This window comes from Bartonella sp. DGB1, from assembly GCF_041345015.1.
Lineage (GTDB): Bacteria > Pseudomonadota > Alphaproteobacteria > Rhizobiales > Rhizobiaceae > DGB1.
In genome coordinates this window covers 747,098-769,310 of record NZ_CP166769.1, presented here as the reverse complement: position 1 = coordinate 769,310, position 22,213 = coordinate 747,098, and the positions used below count along the sequence as shown (strand labels likewise).

18 protein-coding genes and 1 pseudogene are annotated in these 22,213 nt (G+C 30.4%); 14 read left to right on the top strand and 5 right to left on the bottom strand.

All coding sequences use genetic code 11. From position 1 onward, the window contains the following. The 4 genes from AB6T46_RS03860 to AB6T46_RS03845 are packed head-to-tail and all read left to right on the top strand — an operon-like array spanning position 1 to position 3,326. On the top strand, positions 1-900 hold the full coding sequence (locus AB6T46_RS03860) for a metal ABC transporter substrate-binding protein (RefSeq protein ID WP_370930847.1): 900 nt from the start codon (positions 1-3) through the stop codon (positions 898-900). Continuing rightward, entirely contained in the window at positions 900-1,652 is a 753-nt protein-coding gene (locus AB6T46_RS03855; RefSeq protein ID WP_370930846.1) for a metal ABC transporter ATP-binding protein, read from the top strand. Before AB6T46_RS03860 ends, AB6T46_RS03855 begins: the two co-directional genes overlap by 1 nt. Continuing rightward, positions 1,646-2,503 carry a metal ABC transporter permease gene (locus AB6T46_RS03850; RefSeq protein ID WP_370930845.1) on the top strand — a complete coding sequence of 286 codons (858 nt, stop codon included), beginning with the start codon at positions 1,646-1,648 and terminating at the stop codon, positions 2,501-2,503. The genes AB6T46_RS03855 and AB6T46_RS03850 overlap by 7 nt, the downstream gene beginning before the upstream one ends. Then, positions 2,487-3,326, top strand: coding sequence for a metal ABC transporter permease (locus AB6T46_RS03845; RefSeq protein ID WP_370930844.1), 840 nt, complete (start codon positions 2,487-2,489; stop codon positions 3,324-3,326). Before AB6T46_RS03850 ends, AB6T46_RS03845 begins: the two co-directional genes overlap by 17 nt. Here the strand turns inward: AB6T46_RS03845 and AB6T46_RS03840 are convergent, their stop codons facing one another. After that, the gene (locus tag AB6T46_RS03840) at positions 3,327-5,756 is read right to left on the bottom strand and encodes a ribonuclease E/G (protein ID WP_370930843.1); all 2,430 of its coding nucleotides are present in this window, start codon (positions 5,754-5,756) and stop codon (positions 3,327-3,329) included. Positions 5,757-6,127: 371 nt separating this feature from the next. On the opposite strand from AB6T46_RS03840, the gene AB6T46_RS03835 reads away from it, so the two are divergent. Beyond that, positions 6,128-6,889, top strand: coding sequence for an N-acetylmuramoyl-L-alanine amidase (locus tag AB6T46_RS03835; protein ID WP_370930842.1), 762 nt, complete (start codon positions 6,128-6,130; stop codon positions 6,887-6,889). A gap of 52 nt (positions 6,890-6,941) precedes the next feature. On the opposite strand, the gene gltS is transcribed toward AB6T46_RS03835, so the two are convergent. Then, positions 6,942-8,198, bottom strand: coding sequence for a sodium/glutamate symporter (gene gltS, locus AB6T46_RS03830; RefSeq protein WP_370930841.1), 1,257 nt, complete (start codon positions 8,196-8,198; stop codon positions 6,942-6,944). 595 nt (positions 8,199-8,793) lie between these two features. Between gltS and AB6T46_RS03825 the strand changes: the two genes are divergently transcribed. Together AB6T46_RS03825 and prfB are read left to right on the top strand one after the other, a co-directional pair. Further along, positions 8,794-11,259 carry a penicillin-binding protein 1A gene (locus AB6T46_RS03825; protein ID WP_370930840.1) on the top strand — a complete coding sequence of 822 codons (2,466 nt, stop codon included), beginning with the start codon at positions 8,794-8,796 and terminating at the stop codon, positions 11,257-11,259. A 16-nt stretch (positions 11,260-11,275) separates the two neighbouring features. Next, a protein-coding gene (gene prfB, locus AB6T46_RS03820) for a peptide chain release factor 2 (RefSeq protein WP_370930839.1) occupies positions 11,276-12,377 on the top strand; the annotation gives its coding sequence in 2 pieces (ribosomal slippage) (positions 11,276-11,344 and positions 11,346-12,377; 1,101 coding nt in all). Between the two features lie 7 nt (positions 12,378-12,384). Here prfB and AB6T46_RS03815 read toward each other — a convergent pair. From AB6T46_RS03815 to AB6T46_RS03805, 3 genes are read right to left on the bottom strand one after another with little or no spacing between them, the layout of a single operon-like run. Next, positions 12,385-12,864, bottom strand: coding sequence for a peroxiredoxin (locus AB6T46_RS03815; protein WP_370930838.1), 480 nt, complete (start codon positions 12,862-12,864; stop codon positions 12,385-12,387). Positions 12,865-12,877: 13 nt separating this feature from the next. After that, complete coding sequence (tyrS, locus tag AB6T46_RS03810; protein ID WP_370930837.1) at positions 12,878-14,125, bottom strand: tyrosine--tRNA ligase; 1,248 nt, start codon at positions 14,123-14,125, stop codon at positions 12,878-12,880. Between the two features lie 15 nt (positions 14,126-14,140). Then, complete coding sequence (locus tag AB6T46_RS03805) at positions 14,141-14,824, bottom strand: alpha/beta hydrolase (protein ID WP_370930836.1); 684 nt, start codon at positions 14,822-14,824, stop codon at positions 14,141-14,143. A 152-nt stretch (positions 14,825-14,976) separates the two neighbouring features. Between AB6T46_RS03805 and AB6T46_RS03800 the strand changes: the two genes are divergently transcribed. From AB6T46_RS03800 to AB6T46_RS03770, 7 genes and pseudogenes are all read left to right on the top strand, one after another. Continuing rightward, complete coding sequence (locus AB6T46_RS03800; RefSeq protein ID WP_370930835.1) at positions 14,977-16,116, top strand: cysteine desulfurase family protein; 1,140 nt, start codon at positions 14,977-14,979, stop codon at positions 16,114-16,116. 8 nt (positions 16,117-16,124) lie between these two features. Then, complete coding sequence (gene sufB / locus AB6T46_RS03795) at positions 16,125-17,630, top strand: Fe-S cluster assembly protein SufB (RefSeq protein WP_370930834.1); 1,506 nt, start codon at positions 16,125-16,127, stop codon at positions 17,628-17,630. Positions 17,631-17,653: 23 nt separating this feature from the next. Beyond that, positions 17,654-18,409: a Fe-S cluster assembly ATPase SufC gene (gene sufC, locus AB6T46_RS03790; protein ID WP_370932046.1), complete on the top strand. Its 756-nt coding sequence runs from the start codon at positions 17,654-17,656 to the stop codon at positions 18,407-18,409. 9 nt (positions 18,410-18,418) lie between these two features. Then, positions 18,419-19,684, top strand: a complete 1,266-nt coding sequence (gene sufD, locus AB6T46_RS03785; RefSeq protein ID WP_370930833.1) for a Fe-S cluster assembly protein SufD — start codon at positions 18,419-18,421, stop codon at positions 19,682-19,684. Positions 19,685-19,700: 16 nt separating this feature from the next. Further along, positions 19,701-20,915, top strand: a complete 1,215-nt coding sequence (locus tag AB6T46_RS03780; RefSeq protein WP_370930832.1) for an aminotransferase class V-fold PLP-dependent enzyme — start codon at positions 19,701-19,703, stop codon at positions 20,913-20,915. 26 nt (positions 20,916-20,941) lie between these two features. Further along, positions 20,942-21,268: pseudogene (locus AB6T46_RS03775) on the top strand (SUF system Fe-S cluster assembly protein); the annotation flags it as partial. Between the two features lie 90 nt (positions 21,269-21,358). Next, positions 21,359-22,204 (top strand): septal ring lytic transglycosylase RlpA family protein, encoded by an 846-nt coding sequence (locus AB6T46_RS03770; protein WP_370930831.1) that lies wholly within the window; start codon positions 21,359-21,361, stop codon positions 22,202-22,204. Positions 22,205-22,213 lie beyond the last annotated feature (9 nt).

The window sequence follows — 22,213 nt, the reverse complement described above, 5'->3', positions numbered from 1 at the left end:
ATGAATATATTATTAAATACTTTTCGGTCTTTAGCCGTATTATTGTTACTTACTCCTACAATTACCAATGTTATGGCAGAAAAAAAAATGTATGTCGTAACTAGCTTTACCATTATTAAAGACATTGCTAAAAATGTTGCAGGTGATGCAGCAATAGTAGAATCTGTAATAAAAGAAGGTATGGAAGTACATGAATATGATCCAACGCCTAAAGATATAATTAAAGCTCATAAAGCTGATTTAATATTATGGAATGGCTTAAACTTAGAATTATGGTTTGAGCGTTTTTTTGCACAATTAAAAAATACACCTGCAGTGGTTGTAACTGAAAATATTGTACCATTACCAATATTAGAAGGCGAATATGAAGGTAAACCCAATCCTCATGCGTGGCTTTCTCCTAAAAATGCTATGATATATGTAGAAAATATAAGAAAAGCTTTCGTAAAATATGATCCAGATAATGCTGATATTTATAATAAAAACGCTTACGAATATACACAAAAAATTAAGCAATTAGATAAATATTTACGTGATGAAATAAATAAAATACCAGTAAAGCAACGTTGGTTAGTAACAAGTGAAGGTGCCTTTAGTTACTTAATTAAAGATTATAACATGAAGGAATTATACCTTTGGCCTGTTAACGGTGATGAAATAATAACACCGAAACATTTAAAACATGTAATTGATACTGTAGAAAAATATAATATTCCTGTAGTATTTAGCGAAAGCACAGTTTCTGATAGACCTATGAAACAAGTAGCAAATTCTACTAAAGCTAAATATGGCGGTGTATTATATGTTGATTCATTAACCGGCCCTAAGGGCGTAGCACCTACATATCTGGATTTATTAAATGTTACAATAAAGACTATTCTGAAAGGTTATAATAAATAATGCATTTATCTACGTCTTTAACAGTTACTAGTCTAAATGTTATTTATAATAATGGCTTACATGCATTAAAAGATATTAACTTCAATCTAAAGGGCGGTGAAATAACCGCCCTCATAGGCGTTAATGGTGGTGGTAAATCTACTTTATTCAAATCTATAATGGGATTATTAAAACCACACAGTGGAAATATCTTAATCAACAATTTATCTGTTAAAAATGCTCTTAAAAAAAGCATAATAGCTTATGTGCCACAGCTGGAAGAAATAGATTATACTTTTCCTATTTTAGTTAAAGATTTGGTAATGACGGGCAGATATGGACATATGAATTTCTTGCGTACAGCTAAAGAACATGACCGTAAAATAGTACAAACATCGTTAGAATTATTAAATTTAGAAAATTTAGGAAATAGACAAATAGGTGAATTATCTGGTGGACAAAAAAAACGTGTATTTCTAGCAAGAGCCTTAGCACAAGAAGCAGATATATTATTACTAGATGAACCTTTTACCGGGGTAGATACCACTAGTGAAAAAATTATAATTGATCAATTAAAAGCATTAGCGAAACAAGATAAAATTATCTTAATATCTACACATAACCTGCAACATATTAAAGAATTTTGTGATAATGTGATCTTTTTAAGACAAAATATTATTGCACAAGGTAAAATAGATACAATATTCACTAAAGAAAATTTAAAACAAACATTTCAATCCGAATTTATATGTAATCAGATAAATATATGTTAGAATTATTATTAGAACCATTTTTATATAATTATGTATTTTATAGTTTACTTGTAGCTACTATTATAGGTGCTGCAACAGCATTTGTATCTGTTTATTTAATAGCTAGTGGGTGGTCATTACTTGGTGATGCTTTGTCACATGCGGTGGTTCCTGGAGTTGCTCTTTCATATATTTTTGCTGCTCCTTATGTTATTGGTGCAAATATTGCCGCAATAATTGCTATAATCATTATGCAGTTATTGAAAAAATTTACTATCTTAAAAAAAGATGCAATATTAGGTCTAGTATTTACTAGTTTCTTATCTTATGGCTTAATCATTGCTTCAATATATCCTAGAGAAATTAGAATAACCACAATATTATTTGGTAATTTGCTTACTTTAAATAATCAAGAAATCATACAAACTATAGCTATAACTATAACTATAATGTTTATTATTGCTATATTACGAAAAAATTTAATGTTGTTATTTTTAGATGAAATACAAGCTAAAATTGTAGGAATAAATATAACTTTATTAAAAAATATCTTTTTTCTTCTACTTTGTATGATAATTATTTCGGCCTTGCAGTCTATTGGTGCATTACTTATAGTTTCTATGTTAATAACTCCCGGTGCAACGGCATCATTATTAAGTGATGATTTTAATAAAGTAACTATTATTGCAATAATAATTGGTATCTTTACAGGGTTTATAGGCGCCTATATAAGTTATTTTCTTAATGTTCCTACTTCTGCTATGATCGTTGTTATGCAAGGTGCGTTATTTTTTATAACTTTTATTTTTGCTCCTAAATATGGTCTATTAAAAAAATATCTTAGAATGAAAAAATATGCAAAAATATCTTGATATCTTATTAGAACTTTTTAGTTATCCTTTTATGCAGCGTGCGTTAATAATTTCTATAATTATAGGTATTTGCTGTGCTATAATTTCATGTTTTTTAATTTTAAAAGGCTGGGCAATGATAGGAGATGCAATATCTCATTCTGTATTGCCCGGGTTAGCCGTAGCACATATATTAGCTATACCAGCAGCTTTAGGAGCTTTTCTATCAGCTCTATTATGTACTGTTACTTTAGGATATGTAAAAAATAACAGTAAATTAAAAGAAGATACAATATTAGGCATTATTTTATCGGTGTTTTTTGCTTTAGGAATTGTTTTAATAAGTCTGACCAGTAAAGATCAACATATGTTACATATTTTATTTGGTAATATTTTGGGTATTACTAATATAGATTTTTTTCAGACGATAATAACAGCTGTTTTTACGTTAATGGTTTTATTGTTAAAATATAAAGACTTCATGTTATTATGTTTTGATGATGTTCAAGCTAATTCTATCGGTTTACCAGTAAAATTAATGAATAATATTTTACTGATATTGCTGGCTTTGACTATTGTTAGCGGTATGAAAACGGCCGGTGTAATATTAATTATAGCAATGGTTATTATTCCTGGCATAATAGCTTTAATGTTATGCAGAAATTTTCCATCTATGTTAATAATATCAGTTATGTCATCGGTATTTGCTTCAGTAACAGGATTAATAATAAGTTATTTCGCTGATATTCCTACCGGAGCCGTTATAGTAGGGATATTATCGATGATATTCGTTGCAGCTATTGCTATTAAATTTACAAGGAATATCATTAATAATTTTAAATAATTATTTTCTACGCCTTTGCCACCAGCCAAGTCTTTTTTTCTTGGTGCTACCGGTAGATTCTTCGTTTTTTAACAGATCTAAAGCTACATCAATATTGTGAGCTAATTCACTATTGACTTGTTCAAAGGGTTCTATAGAAACAATATTATTATCTAAGTTTTTATGCTCATTAGAAGAGATGTCATTATTTTCTTTAATAATATTTTTCTTATTTTTTTTATGTTTTAAAGAACGATTATTGGTAGCCTTATCATCAGCAGTTTGCGCTAAGTCTTTATTGTTGTTATGATTCTTCTTATTAAAATTTTTCTTTTTAATAAGTTTTTTTTCAAATCTAACTTTATTGCTAACAAATTTAAAATTTTCTGGTAATTCTACTTCTAGGTTAACAAATTCAGGGGAGGGAATTTTATATCCCCAAAGACGACGACGCATTCTTTTAGCTCTAAGTTCTGCATATGCTACTAAAGCAAATGGACCAACCGGTTCTGCATAAGGAACATAGGCGGTTCTTAGCGGTTTTTTACCGCGTTGTTTTTTACTTTGTGGAACTATCTTATTAGATACTTTAATATCTTTTTCTTCTGTTTTAGAAGTTTTTTCATCTATTTTAGATGTTTTATTAATTGTAGTTTCTTCAACTACTTTTTTTACTTCACTCTCAGTTACCGCTTTAGGTAAAGATACCTCAATAACCGGCATTTTATCCGTTGCTTCACCTTTGGTCAAAATAAAACTGCCATTCATATGAGCATCTATTTGAATATTAACTGATATAGCAAAACGTTTTTCAATATCACATAATATCAAACGTTTGTTGTTAAAGATATATAAAGCTGTTACCTCAGAGGTTGTAACATTTATGTTATAACCTAAATTATTTAAAGCAAATTCCTCGATTGATCTTAACAAATTTAAAGCAACTGAAGAATCAGATTTAATATATCCAGCTCCTTGGCAATGTGGACAAGGTTGCGTAATATTTTCTAAAATAGAAGCTCTTAATCTTTGACGACTCATTTCTAATAGACCAAAAGGACTAATATGTCCTATTTGTATACGTGCTCTATCTTCTTTCAAGCAATCTCTTAAAAGCTTTTCTACTGCACGTATATGATTTTTTTCAGTCATATCAATAAAGTCAATAACTATAAGTCCCGCTAAATCTCTTAATTTTAATTGTTTTGCAACTGCTTCAGCTGCTTCTAAATTAGTTTGTAGAGCTGTATCTTCAACAGAAGTTTCTTTAGTTGAACGACCAGAATTCACATCAATAGATACTAAGGCCTCGGTTTGATTTATTATTAAATAACCACCAGATTTTAAATTTACATGTGGTTGAAATATCTGATTAAGTTGACTTTCAACACCATAATAAGAAAAAATAGGCACTGACCCTTTATAAGGTTGTATATATTTAGACTGACTTGGCATTAACATACGCATAAAGTTTTTTGCTTCTTTATAAGCGTCATCCCCAGAAACTAAAATCTCGGTTACATCTTTAGTATATAAATCTCTTATAGAACGTTTGATCAAATTTCCTTCTTCATGAACTAGGCTAGGGGCTATAGATTTAAACACACGCTGTTTTATATCATTCCATAACCGCATTAAATATTCATAATCTTTTTTAATTTCTAATTTTGATCTTTTCGCTCCAGCAGTTCTTAAAATAATTCCCATTCCCTCAGGTATATCTAAGGTTTGTACTATTTTTTTAAGATGTTGTCGTTCAGTTATATTAGTAATTTTACGTGATATACCTCCACCCCTAGCTGTGTTTGGCATTAAAACAGAATAACGCCCCGCTAAAGATAAATAAGTAGTAAGAGCAGCGCCTTTATTTCCACGTTCTTCTTTAGTTACTTGTACTAAAATTATTTGTCTACGTTTAATAACATCTTGAATTTTATAATTTTTTATAGCAATTTTTTTCTCAGAGATCTCTAATTCTAACGGATCATCTGTTTCAAAGATAGTTATTGGTTCAGCTTCTGGAATAAAGTTACCATTAGCATCTAATTCAATAAACTCTTTATCTTCTTTTACATTTTCAGCTTTACTTTTGCGTTTTCTATTTTTTTTAACATTTCCAGCAGCAGCTAATTTTTCTTCTTCTTGTAATTGTTGTTGGCGCGCTTCTTCTTCCTGAGCCTGCAATAACTCTTTTCGATCAGCTAATGGAATTTGATAATAATCAGGATGAATTTCTGAAAAAGCTAAAAAGCCTTGTCTATTTTCTCCATATTCCACAAAAGCAGCCTGTAAAGAGGGCTCCACTCTAGTAATACGCGCTAAATATATATTACTTTTTAATTGTTTTTTATGTTCTGATTCAAAATCAAATTCTTCTAATACGTTATCCTGAAGAGAAACAACTCGAGTTTCCTCCAAATGAGAGGCATCTATTAATATTTTTTTTGACATAATTAAATTTCCTGATAGTCAATAATTTAACTTTATTGCTAAACAGTATATTCTGTTGCTTTGTTAAATTATGACCTGCTAATAAATGAATATGCGAAAGAGATAAGCAAGTTTGTTTCTTCCTGCTCATAAAATAAATTCTATATTCTATTTGTCTTTCACACATAAATAATTCCAAATGAGTAAAATATTTTTTAATTAACTAAACTTATTGATGATATATAGGACATGAAATTGAACCTAAAACCACAATTAAGAAAATATTTTAATTCTTTCTTATAACATATTTTCAGTATATATTTCACTAAAAATATTATTTATAAAATTTGTTTAGTGGAGAACTGCTACATAATTTGCAAAAAGGTTTTAATATGTTAAATTTTTTATATAAAAAAAATATTTATCTAGCTATTCTTAGTATGTTTTTTTTATTATGTTCTAATTATATTTCTGTTGCAGAAAGTAAAAATTTTATTGTGGTTATTGACCCTGGGCACGGAGGTATAGATAGCGGCGCAATAGGGAAAAACGGCACCTTAGAAAAAAATGTAACTCTTAATTTCGCTAAAAGATTACATGAAAAATTAAAAAAATATCAAGATATTAAAACATATCTTACCCGAAATAGTGATATTTTTATTAACCTTACAGACAGAATGAATATAGCTCGAGATTTAGGAGCAGATTTATTTATTTCAATACACGCTGACACAATTGATATAAAAAATATTAGAGGTATAACAATTTATACTTCCTCTAAAATTTCTTCAGACTTAATTTCACAGAAATTATCAGAGACACAAAATCAAGTGAATTTTTTATTAGGCATACCGCCTTCATATAATACCGTCGTACCATCTATATTATTAGAATTAACTAGAAGAGAAAATCAACAAAAGTCTATTAAAATAGCTCATACAATAATTAAAAATATAAAAAAGAATTTTTTACTCAATAATAATCCTCATCGACAAGCTAATTTTCAAGTTTTATCAGCTCCAGATTTTCCTTCTATATTATTAGAATTAGGATATCTTTCCAATGAAGAAGATAAAAAATTATTAAATAATGATGAGTGGCTTAATAAACTTGCGGAATCATTAGCAGATGCTATAGCATCATTTAAAAAATGAATGAGGCATTTGCCCCATTCATTAACATAAATATTTAAATTTAATAAGATTATTAATGTACTGCAGTTAATATACTGATTAACCATGATTGATATGGAATTTGTAATACTTCAACTAACACGGCTCCAGTTAATGGAACAATTAGAAATGCTTTTAAAGATACTAAATTATATCTTTCACACACACTATTCATATTAGCCATAGCAGTTGGTGTAGCACCAAAACCATGTCCTAATAGACCAGAGCACATAACAGCTGCGTCATAATTTTTTCCTAACATACGGAATACAATAAAGACGGTAAAAGAAAGTAAAAACGCAACTTGTGCAATCCAAATTACCAATAAAGGTAAAGCTACTGATTGAATTTCCCATATTTTTAAACTCATCATTGCCATAGTTAAAAAGATACCTAATGAAAAACTAGAGATTAAAGTTAATGAAGTTTCTCTAAATTCAATAAGTTTTAGTTTATCATTTAAATTACGCATAATTATAGCAGCAAGCATGGCGGTTATATAAGTAGGAAAACCTATAGAAGGTATAATATACTTCAATAATTGATTTAACCATTCTCCTACAATGATAAGAATTAAAATTACAGCAAACATTTTTAAAAAGTGAGGGAATTTTATTCCGTTAATTGGTTCTATAAAAATATTTTCTTCTTTTTTGCTGTCTTCCATCTGTTCTTCAATTTGCTTTTCAACATTTTGTCCAACTTTTTCAGTTGTGATAGGAATTCTATATCTGCTGATTAAATAAGAAGCTACTGGTCCGCCTAACAAACTTCCTACTATTAATCCAAAAGTAGCTGTCGTCAATGCAACAACCAAAGGTAAATCACTACCAGTATATTCAACAGCCATATTACCAAATGCCACGGCACCTCCATGTCCACCACTTAAAGGTACACTTCCTGCCATCACACCTAACACAGACGCTTCACCAAACAATTTTGCTAATACTATACCTATACTACTTTGTCCAATTGCCACAAACCAAGCTATTCCCACATAGAGCATTAATATCAAGCCACCAGATTTTATTAATCTAAAGCTTCCTTCTAAACCTACAGTGATAAAAAAAGCAGTCATAAAATAACTTTGTAAACTGGTGTTAAAAGAAACTGTAAATAAATCTAATGATCTTCCAGCCCATATTATTAAACTGGCAAGAAAACCACCAACAACAGGTGAAGGTATACAGAAACGTTGCAATAATTTAATTTTTTCTTTTAAAAATATTCCTAACAGCAAACAAATACTGGTTAAAAACAAAGTCATAAGTGAGTTAAGTTCTAAATTCATTGTATTTCCCAATCTTAAGTTTATCCATGTCCGAGTAAATAAAAATTCAATAACCAAACATTCTGCTAACTTGCAGTTTATTATTAATTATATTTTAGAGTCCTCTCATAGCTATAATTATCATTATTTGATATTGTATTATTAATTACTGCAGACCAAATATAAATTTAAACATCTATTTGCTAAAAATACCAAAGATATATCAAATTCTATTCACGATGAATTTCCCTTATAGTATTTAACTTAAAATATATTTGCTATGTGTATAGTAAGCTAATTACATAGCAAATATATTTTTATTTATAGATAGATGATTACCTCATCTATCTATATATCATATAATTCTAATATTTGCAAAATAGCTTCTGTGGCTTGGATTATGATGTAATTTAAAGTTAATTTCAGTAAATATTAATGAGCTTTATCTTATTAATTAATATACATTTATATTAGCTATTGTTACAATTGATTATATTATAACAATATCGGATTTTAGTATGTGTATTTATATGATAAAAATATATACTGATTGTATAAAATTGTGATATAAGAAAGACCTTAGAATTAATAATCATTTATAACGAAAAGCTTCCATATGTTAAAATTCTTCCGTTATCTATTGACCGCAGTAATTGGTTTTTTGGTCATCGCTATAATAGGAATAGCTCTTTTTATTGCTTACCTCGTTAAAGACTTACCTAATTACGAGTCTTTAGCTCATTATGAACCAGCTGTAATAACCCGAGTTCACAGTGATGATGGAAAAATCTTGACTGAATTTGCTACTAAAAAACGTCTTTATTTACCTATAGAATCTATCCCGCCTTTAGTTAGAGCCGCTTTTATATCTGCTGAAGATAAAAATTTTTATAAACATCACGGTTTAGATTTAACTGGTCTAGCTAGAGCTATATTAACTAATATCAAAAATATTTTTTCCTCTAAACGTCCGGTAGGGGCTTCTACTATCACGCAACAAGTTGCAAAGAATTTTTTACTTAGCAGTGAAGTAAAATTACAACGTAAAATTAAAGAAGCTATTTTATCTTATCGTATCGAACAAGCTTATACAAAAGATCATATTTTAGAATTATATTTAAATGAAATCTTTCTAGGCAGAGGCGCTTATGGTATAGCTAGCGCTTCTTTAACTTATTTTGATAAATCAGTTAATCAGTTAACCTTAGCTGAAATAGCTTATCTAGCAGCCTTACCTAAAGGCCCTGCTAATTATAATCCATTCACACATAAAGAAAGAGCTGTTATCCGACGTAATTGGGTATTAGATAGAATGTTTGAAAATGGATATATAACTAAAGAAGAAGCTGAAAATGCTAAAAAAGCTCCTTTAGTGACCGTTGATAAAAGAAATATTAACAAAGCTAAAGGTAGTGAATATTTCGCTGAAGAAGTAAGAAGACAAATTCTATCGAAATATGGCAGTAAAACTTTATACGAAGGAGGGCTATCAGTAAGAACCTCATTAAGACCAGAATATCAAATTTTAGCACAAAATATTCTAAGAAAAGGTTTAATAAATCATGATCGCAAATTAGGATGGCGCGGTGCGCTTGGTCATATTGACCTTGAAAATAAAGATTGGGGTATAGAAATACAGAAATTTAGGCCATTAACCGATGTACCAGAATGGAAAATAGCTGTAGTACTTGAAGTTAACGATGACGAAATTAAAATAGGGTTACAGCCGAAAATATTTCTTGATGGAACTATTGAATCAGCTAGAACAGAAGCCTTAATTAAGAATCAATCTTCTAATTGGGCATTAAGACAAATCAACGAAGAAGGTAAAACTATTTTATTATCTAGCTTTAATGAAATTCTTAATGCAGGCGATGTTATCTATGTTAAACATTTATTCAAGGATAACTATAGCTTAGAGCAAGTTCCTAGAGTTGAAGGCGCGTTAATAGCTATGGAACCGTCTACCGGACGTATATTAGCTATGGTTGGCGGTTTTTCTTATGATGTATCACAATTTAATCGCGCTACTCAAGCATCGAGACAGCCAGGATCTGTATTCAAGCCATTTATATATGCAGCTGCATTAGATAATGGTTTTAGAACTTCTGATATATTAAATGATGGACCTATAGCAGTAGAACAAGGCACAGATTTAGAATTATGGGAACCCAAAAATTTTGTATCTGGTTATTTTGCGGGTCCAAGAACTTTACGATATGCCTTAGAACATTCTCTTAATTTATTTACTATTAGACTAGCTCACACAGTAGGGATTGATGTAGTTGCTAAATATGCAGAGCGTTTTAAAATTTATGATAAAATGCCTCGACTATTATCAATGTCACTAGGAGCCGGTAATACTACATTAATGAGAATGGCAACTGCTTATGCAATTCTAGCTAATGGAGGTAAAGAAGTAATTCCAACTTTAATAGATAGAATACAGGATCGTTATGGAAAAACGATATACCGTCATGATGAACGAGAATGTATCGGCTGTAACGCACCTGAATGGAATAATTTTGATACCCCTACATTAATAGACAAAAGACCTCAAATTTTAGACCCTTTAACTAATTATCAAATAATCAATATGCTTGAAAGCGTTGTTACTTCTGGTACAGGTCGTGCATTACGTAGTTTAAACCGTCCTATTGCAGGTAAAACGGGTACTAGTAACTTAGCAAAAGATGCCTGGTTTATAGCTTTTACTCCTGATTTATTGGTGGCTGTATATTTAGGCTATGATTATCCAAAAGTTTTAGATAATAAAGGAAGCGGTAGCGGCTTAGTAGGTCCACTTATTCGTGAATTTTTAGAAAAAACTCTTAAAGATGTGAGAAAAAGTGAATTTCCTATTCCTAAAGGAATAACCTTCATACCTATTAATCAATCTACAGGTTTAAGAGCTAAACCTTTTGAACAAAATGTCACTATGGATCCATTTAAACCAGGCTCTTATCCTTCTGAAGTTTATGAAGTCTTAGGCTCTCAAACTTTTAAACGTGGCGTAGCTTTATCGCCGGCCTCGCCATCAGTTAAAAGTGCCTTATCAGAAGGACAAGAAGGATTATATTAATTCTAGGAGAATAATAATGCGATTAGAGATGGAAAATTTAATTACTGAATTAAAAAAAATTCTAATTATCTTAAGGAGGCATCTTTGACTGGGATGCAGCTAATAAAAGATTACAATATTTAAACCAGGCTGTAGAGGATCCTTCTATATGGAGTGATCAGATAAAGGCTCAAGAATTAATGAAAGAAAGACAGAAATTAGAATTTTCAGTTAATTTCATAACAGAATCAGAGCAAAAATTAGAAGATAGTATTAATTTTATTATATTAGGTGAAAATGAAAAAGATGAAGAATTAATAACAGAAGCGGAACAAGAAATTATTCAGTTGCAAAAAGATTTGCTGCAAAAACAGACTGAAATTTTATTATCTGGTGAAAATGATGCAAATGATACTTATTTAGAAATCCATGCTGGAGCTGGTGGCACTGAAAGTCAAGATTGGGCTAATATGCTACTACGGATGTACAGCAGATGGATATCTAAGCAGAATATGAAAATGCAAATCCTTGAGATACACGATGGAGAAGAAGCTGGAATAAAATCTGTTTCTATATTAGTAAAAGGACATAATGCCTATGGTTTACTAAAAACAGAAAGCGGAGTTCATAGATTAGTTCGTATTTCTCCTTTTGATTCTAATTCTCGTCGCCATACATCTTTTGCTAGCGTTTGGATATATCCGGTTATTGATGATAATATTGAGGTTAATATTTCAGAATCTGAAGTTAGAATAGATACTTATAGAGCCTCCGGAGCAGGGGGACAACACGTAAATACTACTGATTCTGCTGTAAGGATAACGCATCTAGCTACTGGTATCGTAGTTCAATGTCAGGCGGAAAGATCTCAATATAAAAATAAAGAAACTGCATGGAAAATGCTAAAAGCTAGATTATATGAAGCAGAAATTAAAAAAAGAGAGGCTGAAGCTTCTTTACAAGAAACTGCAAAAACAGAAATAGGGTGGGGGCACCAAATTAGATCTTATGTTCTACAACCATATCAATTAGTAAAAGATTTAAGAACGGGTATAGAAAGTACTAACCCAACAGAAGTTCTAGACGGAGAATTAAATGCTTTTATTCACGCAGCTCTAGCTCAAAGGATTCAAATATAAAAATCACTTAACCATGAGAAATAATATTTTTAACAGTAGCTAAAACTTCAGCAGCATGATTAGCTACTTTGACTTTATGCCAAATTTTTAAAATATTTAAATTGCTATCTATCAATATGGTGGTACGCTCTACGCCCATATATTTGCGCCCATACATAGATTTTTCTACCCACACACCATAAGATTGTAATATATCTTTAGATTCATCTGAACCTAAATCAACTGTTAGATTATATTTATTTTTAAAAGAAATATGTTTTTTTATACTATCTGGAGAAATACCTAATAAGGCTACATTTAAATCATCAAATTGTTGTTTTAATTGTGAAAATTCTAAGGCTTCTTGAGTGCAACCCTTTGTATCATCTTTAGGGTAAAAAAATAAAACTACCGCATTTTTACCATGATTAGATAAAGTAAAATCTGTTCCATTATCTAGAGCTATTGTAAAATCAATAGCCTTACTATTAACATTGATCTGATCCATAATCTTCCAACTTTTAATAATGTATTATTACATGTTTTTTACGTCCAAACGAAAGTTTAATTTTGCCTTCTATTAAATGATCTATAGTTACTATATAAGCTTCATCATTAATTACAATATCATTTAATTTTACTCCACCAGCTCTAATGTTGCGCCTTGCTTCTGAATTAGAGGATGATAAATTTGCTTTCACTAATAGTGATAAAATACCTATACCATTTTTAAGTTCTTCTTCGGTTATTATTAGGGTCGGTAAATTATCACCTATTTGCCCTAGTTCAAAAGTTTGCAATGAAGTTTTTTCAGCTTGCTCTGCTTGTTCCTTACCATGTAATAAACTAGTTACTTGTGTAGCTAAGATTTTTTTAACTTCATTTATCTCTTTGCCTTGAATTTTTTCAAGCTTTCTTATTTCGTCCATAGGCAATATAGTATATAAACGTAAAAAACGACCAACATCTGCATCTTCTGTATTACGCCAAAATTGCCAAAATTCGTAAGGTGATAACATATTAGCATCAAGCCAAATAGCCCCGGATACAGATTTACCCATTTTCTGCCCTGAAGCAGTTGTAAGTAAAGGGCTGGTTAGAGCATATAATTGCGGCATTTTTAATTTATGTGCTAATTCAATACCATTGATTATATTACCCCACTGGTCAGATCCACCCATTTGTAATCTTACACCATAATTTTTGGATAATTGTACAAAATCATATCCTTGTAAGATCATATAATTAAACTCTAGAAAAGATAAAGAAGACTCTCTATCTAATCTAGATTTTACTGAGTCAAAAGATAACATTCTATTGATTGAAAAATATTTACCGATGTCACGTAAAAACTCTAAATAATTAATATTATTAAGCCAATCAGCATTATTTACAATTACAGCGGAATTACTTTGTGTTTCAAAATCTAGATATTTATTAAAAATACCCTTGATAGAATTTATATTATTTTCCACTACTTGCTTATCTAGTAAGACTCTAGCTTCATCTTTAAAAGAAGGGTCACCAATCAGACCAGTAGCACCGCCCATAAGAATGAATGGCTTATGTCCTGTCTGTTGTAGCCAATATAGCATCATAATCTGTATCATACTACCTACATGCAAACTTGATGCAGTTGGATCAAAACCAATATAAGCGGAGACGGTTTGAGTTTTTAAAAGATTATCTAACTCATCATCTAAAGAGATTTGATGTATAAAACCACGTTCTTGTAAAATTTGCAGAAAGTCTGATTTATATTTATGCATATAAGAACTACCTATCTAATTTTCAGCTAATTCCAATAGTAGCTTTGGTTTATGATCCATATATTCTAATCTAGAATCAATATAATTACTACAAATTGACATTAATTCATCAGTATGATCGGTAAAAAAGTGATCGGCATTTTGAACGATTGAATTTTCTATTGAAATATTCTTTTGTTGACGTAATTTTTCAACTAATAGATTTACTTTATCTAGAGGTGCTGTTTTATCATTGCTACCATGTATGATTAGCCCAGATACAGGACAAGGAGCTAAAAAAGAAAAATCATAAATATTTGGCTGCAATCCAACTGATATAAATCCGGCTATTTCAGGGCGTCGCATTAATAACTGCATTGCTATCCAAGCGCCAAAAGAATATCCAACAACCCATGAATTATTATTGTTTGGGTGTTTGCTTTGTAACCAGTCTAGGGCAGCAGCAGCATCAGATAATTCTCCTGATCCATAATCAAATTCGCCTTGACTTTTACCAACACCTCTAAAATTAAATCTTAATGTATTAAATCCTTTTTTATTTAATAGATAAAATAAATCATAGGTAACTTTATTATTCATTGTACCGCCGAACAGCGGATGCGGATGTAAAATTATAGCTATTGGTGCATATTTGTCATCGGAAGCTTGATATCTTCCTTCTAAATGTCCAGAGGGACCATTAAAAATAATTTCAGGCATAATATTCCAAACTTATATTTTATTTTTTGCATAATACTATTTATTCTATACAAATTTCAAGCAATAAATTTTTAATATTTTACTAATTTTAATTAACAAAAGAAAAGCTATCGGTTATAGTCTATTTGAAAAACGAATCTTAGTAGAATTACATGTTTAAAAAACGCATATATCTTGATTATAATGCAACTATGCCGGTAAGCGATGAAGTAGCTACAGCTATAATGGAAGCACTGCAAAATTACGGCAACCCTTCGTCAGTGCATACTGAAGGTCAAAAAGCTAATAGATTGCTTGAATCAAACAGACAAAAAATTGCTAATTTATTTAATATAGATAAAGATAAAATAACTTTTACTTCTGGAGCCACAGAAGCGGCGGCTACTTTATTAACACCACATTGGAAAATGGGAAGAAGCAAGTTAGTCTTTAGTCATTTATATATAGGAGCAACAGAACATCCGTGCGTAGCTAAAGGTCATTCATTCAAAAATGATCAAGTGACCTCTATTCCTGTAAATAATGATGGTTTAATCAATATTGATTTTCTTACAGAAGCATTAACTAACCATGATAAAAATAAAGGCTTACCATTAGTATCAATACAAGCAGCTAACTCAGAAACTGGTGTTTTACAAGATATTCCTAAATTATATGCATTAGTTAAAAATTATGGTGCAATTTTTATCGTAGATGCTGTACAATATATTGGTCGTTACAAAATTAGCAATTTAAGTGAATTTGCAGATTTTATTTTTATTTCTGGTCATAAGATAGGAGCAGCTAAAGGTATTGGAGCTTTTATAAATTCTAGTAATTTATTAGCACCAGATCCATTATTAAAAGGGGGCGGGCAAGAAAAAGGACTAAGATCAGGAACACAGTCAGTACCTCTTATTGCTAGCTTTGGAACAGCGGCAGAACAAATAAATAAACAATTAGATAGTAATTTGTGGAATAATGAAAAGTTAACCTATTTAGAAAATGCTTTACAAAACATATGCCCTGATATAATAATATACGGAAAAAATGTTAAGCGGTTGCCTAATACATGTTATTTTACTATACCACATAAAAAAGCAGAGACTTTACAAATTGCTTTTGATTTATGTGGTATTGCTGTATCATCAGGAAAGGCCTGCTCTTCGAGCCGAGTATCAATTAACGAAGTCATATTAGCTATGGGTTATAATCCAGATAATGGAGCTATAAGAGTTTCTATCGGTCTAGAAACTCAATTATCGGATCTTGATCAATTTATAAGATCCTTTAAACAAATTTTAAATAACTAGGAAGTCGCATGATTGCAGAAGAAGAAACAATTCGCCAAGTAAAGAAAATAGATGTTGACCAATATAAATATGGTTTTGAAACTAATATTGAAATGGAAAAATCACCTAAAGGCTTGAATGAAGAAATTATACATTTTATTTCTAATAAAAAAGATGAACCTGAGTGGATGCTGGAATGGAGATTAAAAGCATATCAACAATGGTTAAAAATGAAAGAGCCAACTTGGGCAAAAGTGAAATATGATACTATAAACTTTCAAGATTTATATTATTATGCATCACCTAAAGGACATAAAGGTCCTTCATCTTTAGCTGATGTAGATCCAGAATTATTACGCACATATGAAAAATTAAATATTCCATTGCGTGAACAAGAAATATTAGCAGGAGTACAAAATCCTACTCATAATCAACTAGATAACATCTATTCATCTGGTAAAGTAGCTGTAGACGCTGTATTTGATTCTGTTTCTGTTGTTACCACTTTTAAAAAAGAATTAGCTCAAGTTGGGGTTATTTTTTGTGCTATCTCTGAAGCCATTAAAGAACATCCAGAATTAATAAAAAAATATTTAGGATCTGTTGTTCCAATAGCTGATAATTATTATTCAGCTTTGAATTCTGCTGTATTTACTGATGGATCATTTGTTTATATTCCTAAAGGCGTTCGTTGCCCAATGGAGCTTTCTACTTATTTCCGTATCAATGAACGTAATACCGGGCAATTTGAACGTACATTGATTATTGCTGAGGCAGGTTCATATGTTTCTTATCTTGAAGGTTGTACCGCGCCACAACGCGATGAAAATCAATTACATGCTGCAGTTGTAGAATTAATAGCATTAGAAGATGCTGAAATTAAATATTCCACCGTACAAAATTGGTATCCAGGAGATAAAAATGGTAAAGGTGGAATTTATAACTTTGTAACGAAAAGAGGCGATTGCAGAGGGGACAGATCTAAAATATCTTGGACACAGGTAGAAACAGGATCCGCTGTTACTTGGAAATATCCATCTTGTTTATTAAAAGGTAAAGATAGCCGCGGTGAATTTTATTCTATCGCTATTTCAAATGGCTATCAACAAATAGATTCCGGCACTAAAATGATACATATAGGTGAAAATACTTCTAGTAGAATTGTCTCTAAAGGTATTTCTGCTGGATTCTCCAACAACACTTATAGAGGTCAAGTTTTAGCACAGAGGAAAGCAAAAAATTCTCGTAATTTTACCCAGTGTGATAGTTTATTAATAGGAAATAATTGTGGTGCTCATACTGTACCATATATTGAAGCTAGAAACTCAACCGCTCAATTTGAGCACGAAGCGACAACTTCAAAAATTTCTGAAGATCAATTATTCTACGTCATGCAACGGGGTATCCCTGAAGAGGAGGCCATTGCTTTAATTGTCAATGGATTTGTTAAAGAAGTTATTCAAGAGTTACCGATGGAATTTGCTGTAGAAGCGCAAAAATTAATAGGCATTAGCTTAGAAGGTAGCGTCGGTTAATATATTATATGAAAGTTAATAAAATGCTGGAAATAAAAAATTTACATGCAAAAATTGCAAATACAGATATAGAAATAATAAAAGGTTTAGATTTAACCATTCAAGATGGTGAAGTTGCTGCTATTATGGGGCCAAATGGCTCTGGTAAATCAACTTTATCCTATATTATTGCGGGTAGAGATGACTATGAAGTTACTCAGGGTGATATTTTATATAATGGTGAATCTATTTTAGAAATGGATCCAGCAGAAAGATCAGTTAAAGGAATATTCTTAGCTTTTCAATATCCTATGGAAATACCCGGTGTAGCCACAATGGAATTTTTAAAGACGGCTCTCAACTGTCAATTGAAAGCTAAAGGCGAGCCAAGTTTATCTATACCAGAATTTTTAAAAAGAGTTAAACAATTAGCATCAAAACTAGAAATGAATATAGACATGCTAAAAAGACCATTAAATGTAGGCTTTTCTGGCGGTGAGAAAAAAAGAGCAGAAATATTACAAATGTCCTTATTACAACCTAATCTTTGTTTATTAGATGAAACTGACTCAGGGTTAGATATCGACGCATTAAGAATTGTATCTAATGGTGTTAATGCTTTACGTTCCGAAAATAGATCTTTTTTAGTAATAACTCACTATCAACGTTTATTAAATTATATTAAGCCAGATTCTGTACATATATTATATAAAGGCAAAATAATTAAAAGCGGCGATCATAAGTTAGCACTGGAATTAGAAGAAAATGGTTATACTAATATAATTGAAGGTTTAAATTAGGAGATAGTTATGTCACATGTTAAAGGAGATCTGCATCTTCCTAGTGAATTAGCCTTAGAAGAAAATTTTAATTTGATATTAGATAAAATTTCACCTACAGATGATTTATCTAAACAAAGAAAAAATGCCTTTCAGCAATTTAAATCTTTTGGCTTACCCTCCAAAAAGATTGAAAAATGGCATTATAGCGATCTACGTAAGCTATTGACAGAAAAAGCTATAAAATCTAATTGTTTAGAATATAAAAACAATGCTGAAAATAGTCTATTATTCCCGAATTCTTTATTAATTTCTGAAAAGGCTATTAACGATATTGATGTCGTGAATGTTAAAGAATATCTTAAGGATGGTAATTTATTTTCTTCTAGTTTCGCACCTGCAAAAGATGATATAAGCACCAATTTAAACACAGCTTTTAGTAATAATGGTTGGATTATTTCTGTTAAAGAAAATTCTCACGTAAAAACTCCTATTGAATTAGGATATAATGTTAGTGATGATACACAATTACACTGTACACATGAAATTAATATAGAGAAAAATGCTAAAGTATTTTTTGTAGAAAAATACCAAGATACAGAAAAAACAAAAGATACATTTGCTACTAGTACTACTAGATTAGATATTGGTGAAAACTCAGACGTTGTTTGGTTTATTTTCCATGATACAACAAATCAACAACAATTGTCGAGATTTGAAGCTAATTTAGGTAAAAATAGTAAATTAACTTTATTTTACTTTAACATAAAAAATAATAATTTTATTCGACAAGAAATTTTAGTTAATTTAAATGATTCAAATGCTAATTTTCAATTACGGGCAATTAATTTATTATCTGGAGATAGTCATAACGATTTGACCATGGAAGTAAAACACAAAGCAGAAAATACTATTTCTAAAGAAATTATTCATAATATCTTATCACAAAAGGCAAAAGGAATTTTCCAAGGTGTGATAAAAGTTGCTAAAGAAGCACAAAAAACTGATGCAAAAATGAATTGTAATAGCTTATTGCTTTCTGATACAGTTGAATTTAATGCTAAACCTGAGTTAGAGATTTTTGCTGAAGATGTAGCCTGTGGTCACGGCGCAACTGTTAGTGAAATTAATAAAAATCATTTATTTTATTTAATGGCACGTGGTATAGAAAAAGATATCGCTAGAAGTTTAATTGTAAAAGCTTTTATAGCAGAATTATTAGAAGACCTTAAACAAGAAGAGCAAATAGAAATTTTGCTTAATTATACTGATAAATGGTTATTAAATAACCTTTAAGGAATATATGTGATCTATGTATGATATCAATAAAATTCGTCAAGACTTTCCTATTTTATCTCGTAGAGTGAATGATGTTCCCTTAGTATATTTGGATTCTGGAGCATCTGCACAAAAGCCTAAAATAGTTTTACAAAAGATAGAAGATATTTATAAAAATCATTATGCTAATATCCATCGTGGATTACATTTTTTATCTAATGAAGCTACCCTTTTATATGAGGAAGCACGTACTAAAGTGCAAAAATTTCTAAATGCTCAACGGGATCATGAAATAATTTTTACTAAAAATGCTACTGAGGCTATTAATTTAGTATCTTATAGCTGGGGTTTTGATAATTTAACTAGAGATGATGAAATTATTCTTACCGTTATGGAGCATCATGCTAACATTATTCCATGGCATTTTTTAAGAGAAAAATTAGGGGTTAAATTAATTTTTGCAAATGTTGACGAAAATGGTAATTTACTCTTAGATGATATTAAAAAATTAGTTACTAATAAAACCAAATTAATAGCTTTCACACATATGTCTAATGTTTTAGGTACTATCACTCCTGTGAAAGATATTTGTGCTTATGCTAAATCTAAAAATATTGCTACTTTAGTTGATGGCAGCCAAGCAGTAGTACATATGTCAGTTGATGTAACTGAAATTAATTGTGATTGGTATGTTTTTACAGGGCATAAATTATATGGTCCTACGGGGATTGGAGTATTATATGCCAAAGAAGATAAACTAAAACAAATGCGCCCCTTTTTGGGCGGTGGTGATATGGTAGATATCGTATCACAAACGCATGTAACTTATAATAAACTTCCACATAAGTTTGAAGCTGGAACTCCTCCTTTTGTAGAGGCTATAGCTTTAGCTACAGCAATTGATTATCTGTCAGAACTTAGCTATGACGCTATTATGAAACATGAAACAGAAATTACTAATTATGCTTATAATAAATTATCACAATTAGAAAATATTAATTTTTTAGGTAGAGCAACCAATAAAGGCTCTATTATTGCTTTTAATATCAATAATATCCACGCACAAGATCTTGCCATGTTTTTAGATAAATATGGCGTTGCTATTCGAGCGGGTAATCATTGTGCACAACCATTATTGTCATTTTTTAATATATCCTCAGTCTGTAGAGCTTCTTTTGGATTATATACTAATCATAATGACATAGATCATTTTGTTAACTCTTTAAATAAAATAAAAGGTTTTTTTTAATGTCAGATACACCTATATCTAATAATAGTTTAATTCCTGCGACTGAATTAGAACGTTTAACTACGGAAATAATAGCAGCCATAAAAACCGTATATGATCCTGAAATTCCTGCTGACATATATGAGTTAGGTCTCATATATAAAATAGATATTGAAGATGATCGTAGTGTTAAAATTGAAATGACTCTTACTGCGCCTGGTTGCCCTGTTGCAGGAGAAATGCCAATTTGGGTAGAAAATGCTGTTAGCGCAGTAGAAGGTGTATCATTTGTAGAAGTTATACTTACTTTTGATCCACCTTGGACCCCTGATAGATTGTCCGAGGAAGCACAATTAGCAGTTGGAATCTATTAATTTATTAAATTACTCTAGAAAAATAATAAAAAATTCATATTTTATTGTTATATTAAAATAATTTTATTATTATAAATAACAGGTTTTTTTATGCGAGATAAATTATTCTATATTACATCAATAATAACTTTATCAGTTAGTTTAAGCTCATGCGGTATTACAGACTTCAACTCTAAGGTTAGTGATGCTAAGGAGTATTTTCCTGAATCCAAATATGGTGTAGCAGCTTCTCCACGTGTGATATCTGATAAAATATCCATACCCCGTGGAGGTGGACGTGAACATGTAGGAAAATCTTACAAAATAAAAGATAGATGGTATCATCCACAAGCAAAACCAGCAAAACAACAAGTTGGTTTAGCTTCTTGGTATGGTGACGCATTTCACGGAAGATTAACAGCGAATGGCGAAATTTATGACAAAAAACATTTAACTGCAGCTCATCCTACTATGCCCTTGCCTAGTTATGTAAAAGTTACAAATTTAGAAAATGGTTCACATATCACTGTAAGAGTTAATGATAGAGGACCATATACTTCTGGTAGAATTATTGATCTATCTAAAGAAGCTGCAAAAATGTTAGGATTTATTGATAAAGGTATAGCAAAAGTAAAAATAGAATATTTAGGAAAGGCTCCTCTAGAAGGAGATGATAAACCTGCGTTAGTTGCGTCTTATAACTCTAAAGCTAAATTACCTTATAGTCACACTATGTTAGCATCTAATAAATCTGTAAACAATAATCAAAAGGATATTGTTATACCGAGACAAAGTCCGCGTTCTTATAATACTGAAAGCCATCAACTTGCTTATTCAGTTCCTAAACCAACTATTAGTCCTATGCTAGCAAAAAATCTTACAGAAAATACTAAAATTAGCCCTAATAACATTAGAAAAATAACTTTTGTAGCTAAATTAAAAGATAATAAGTCTTAAGGAGATATT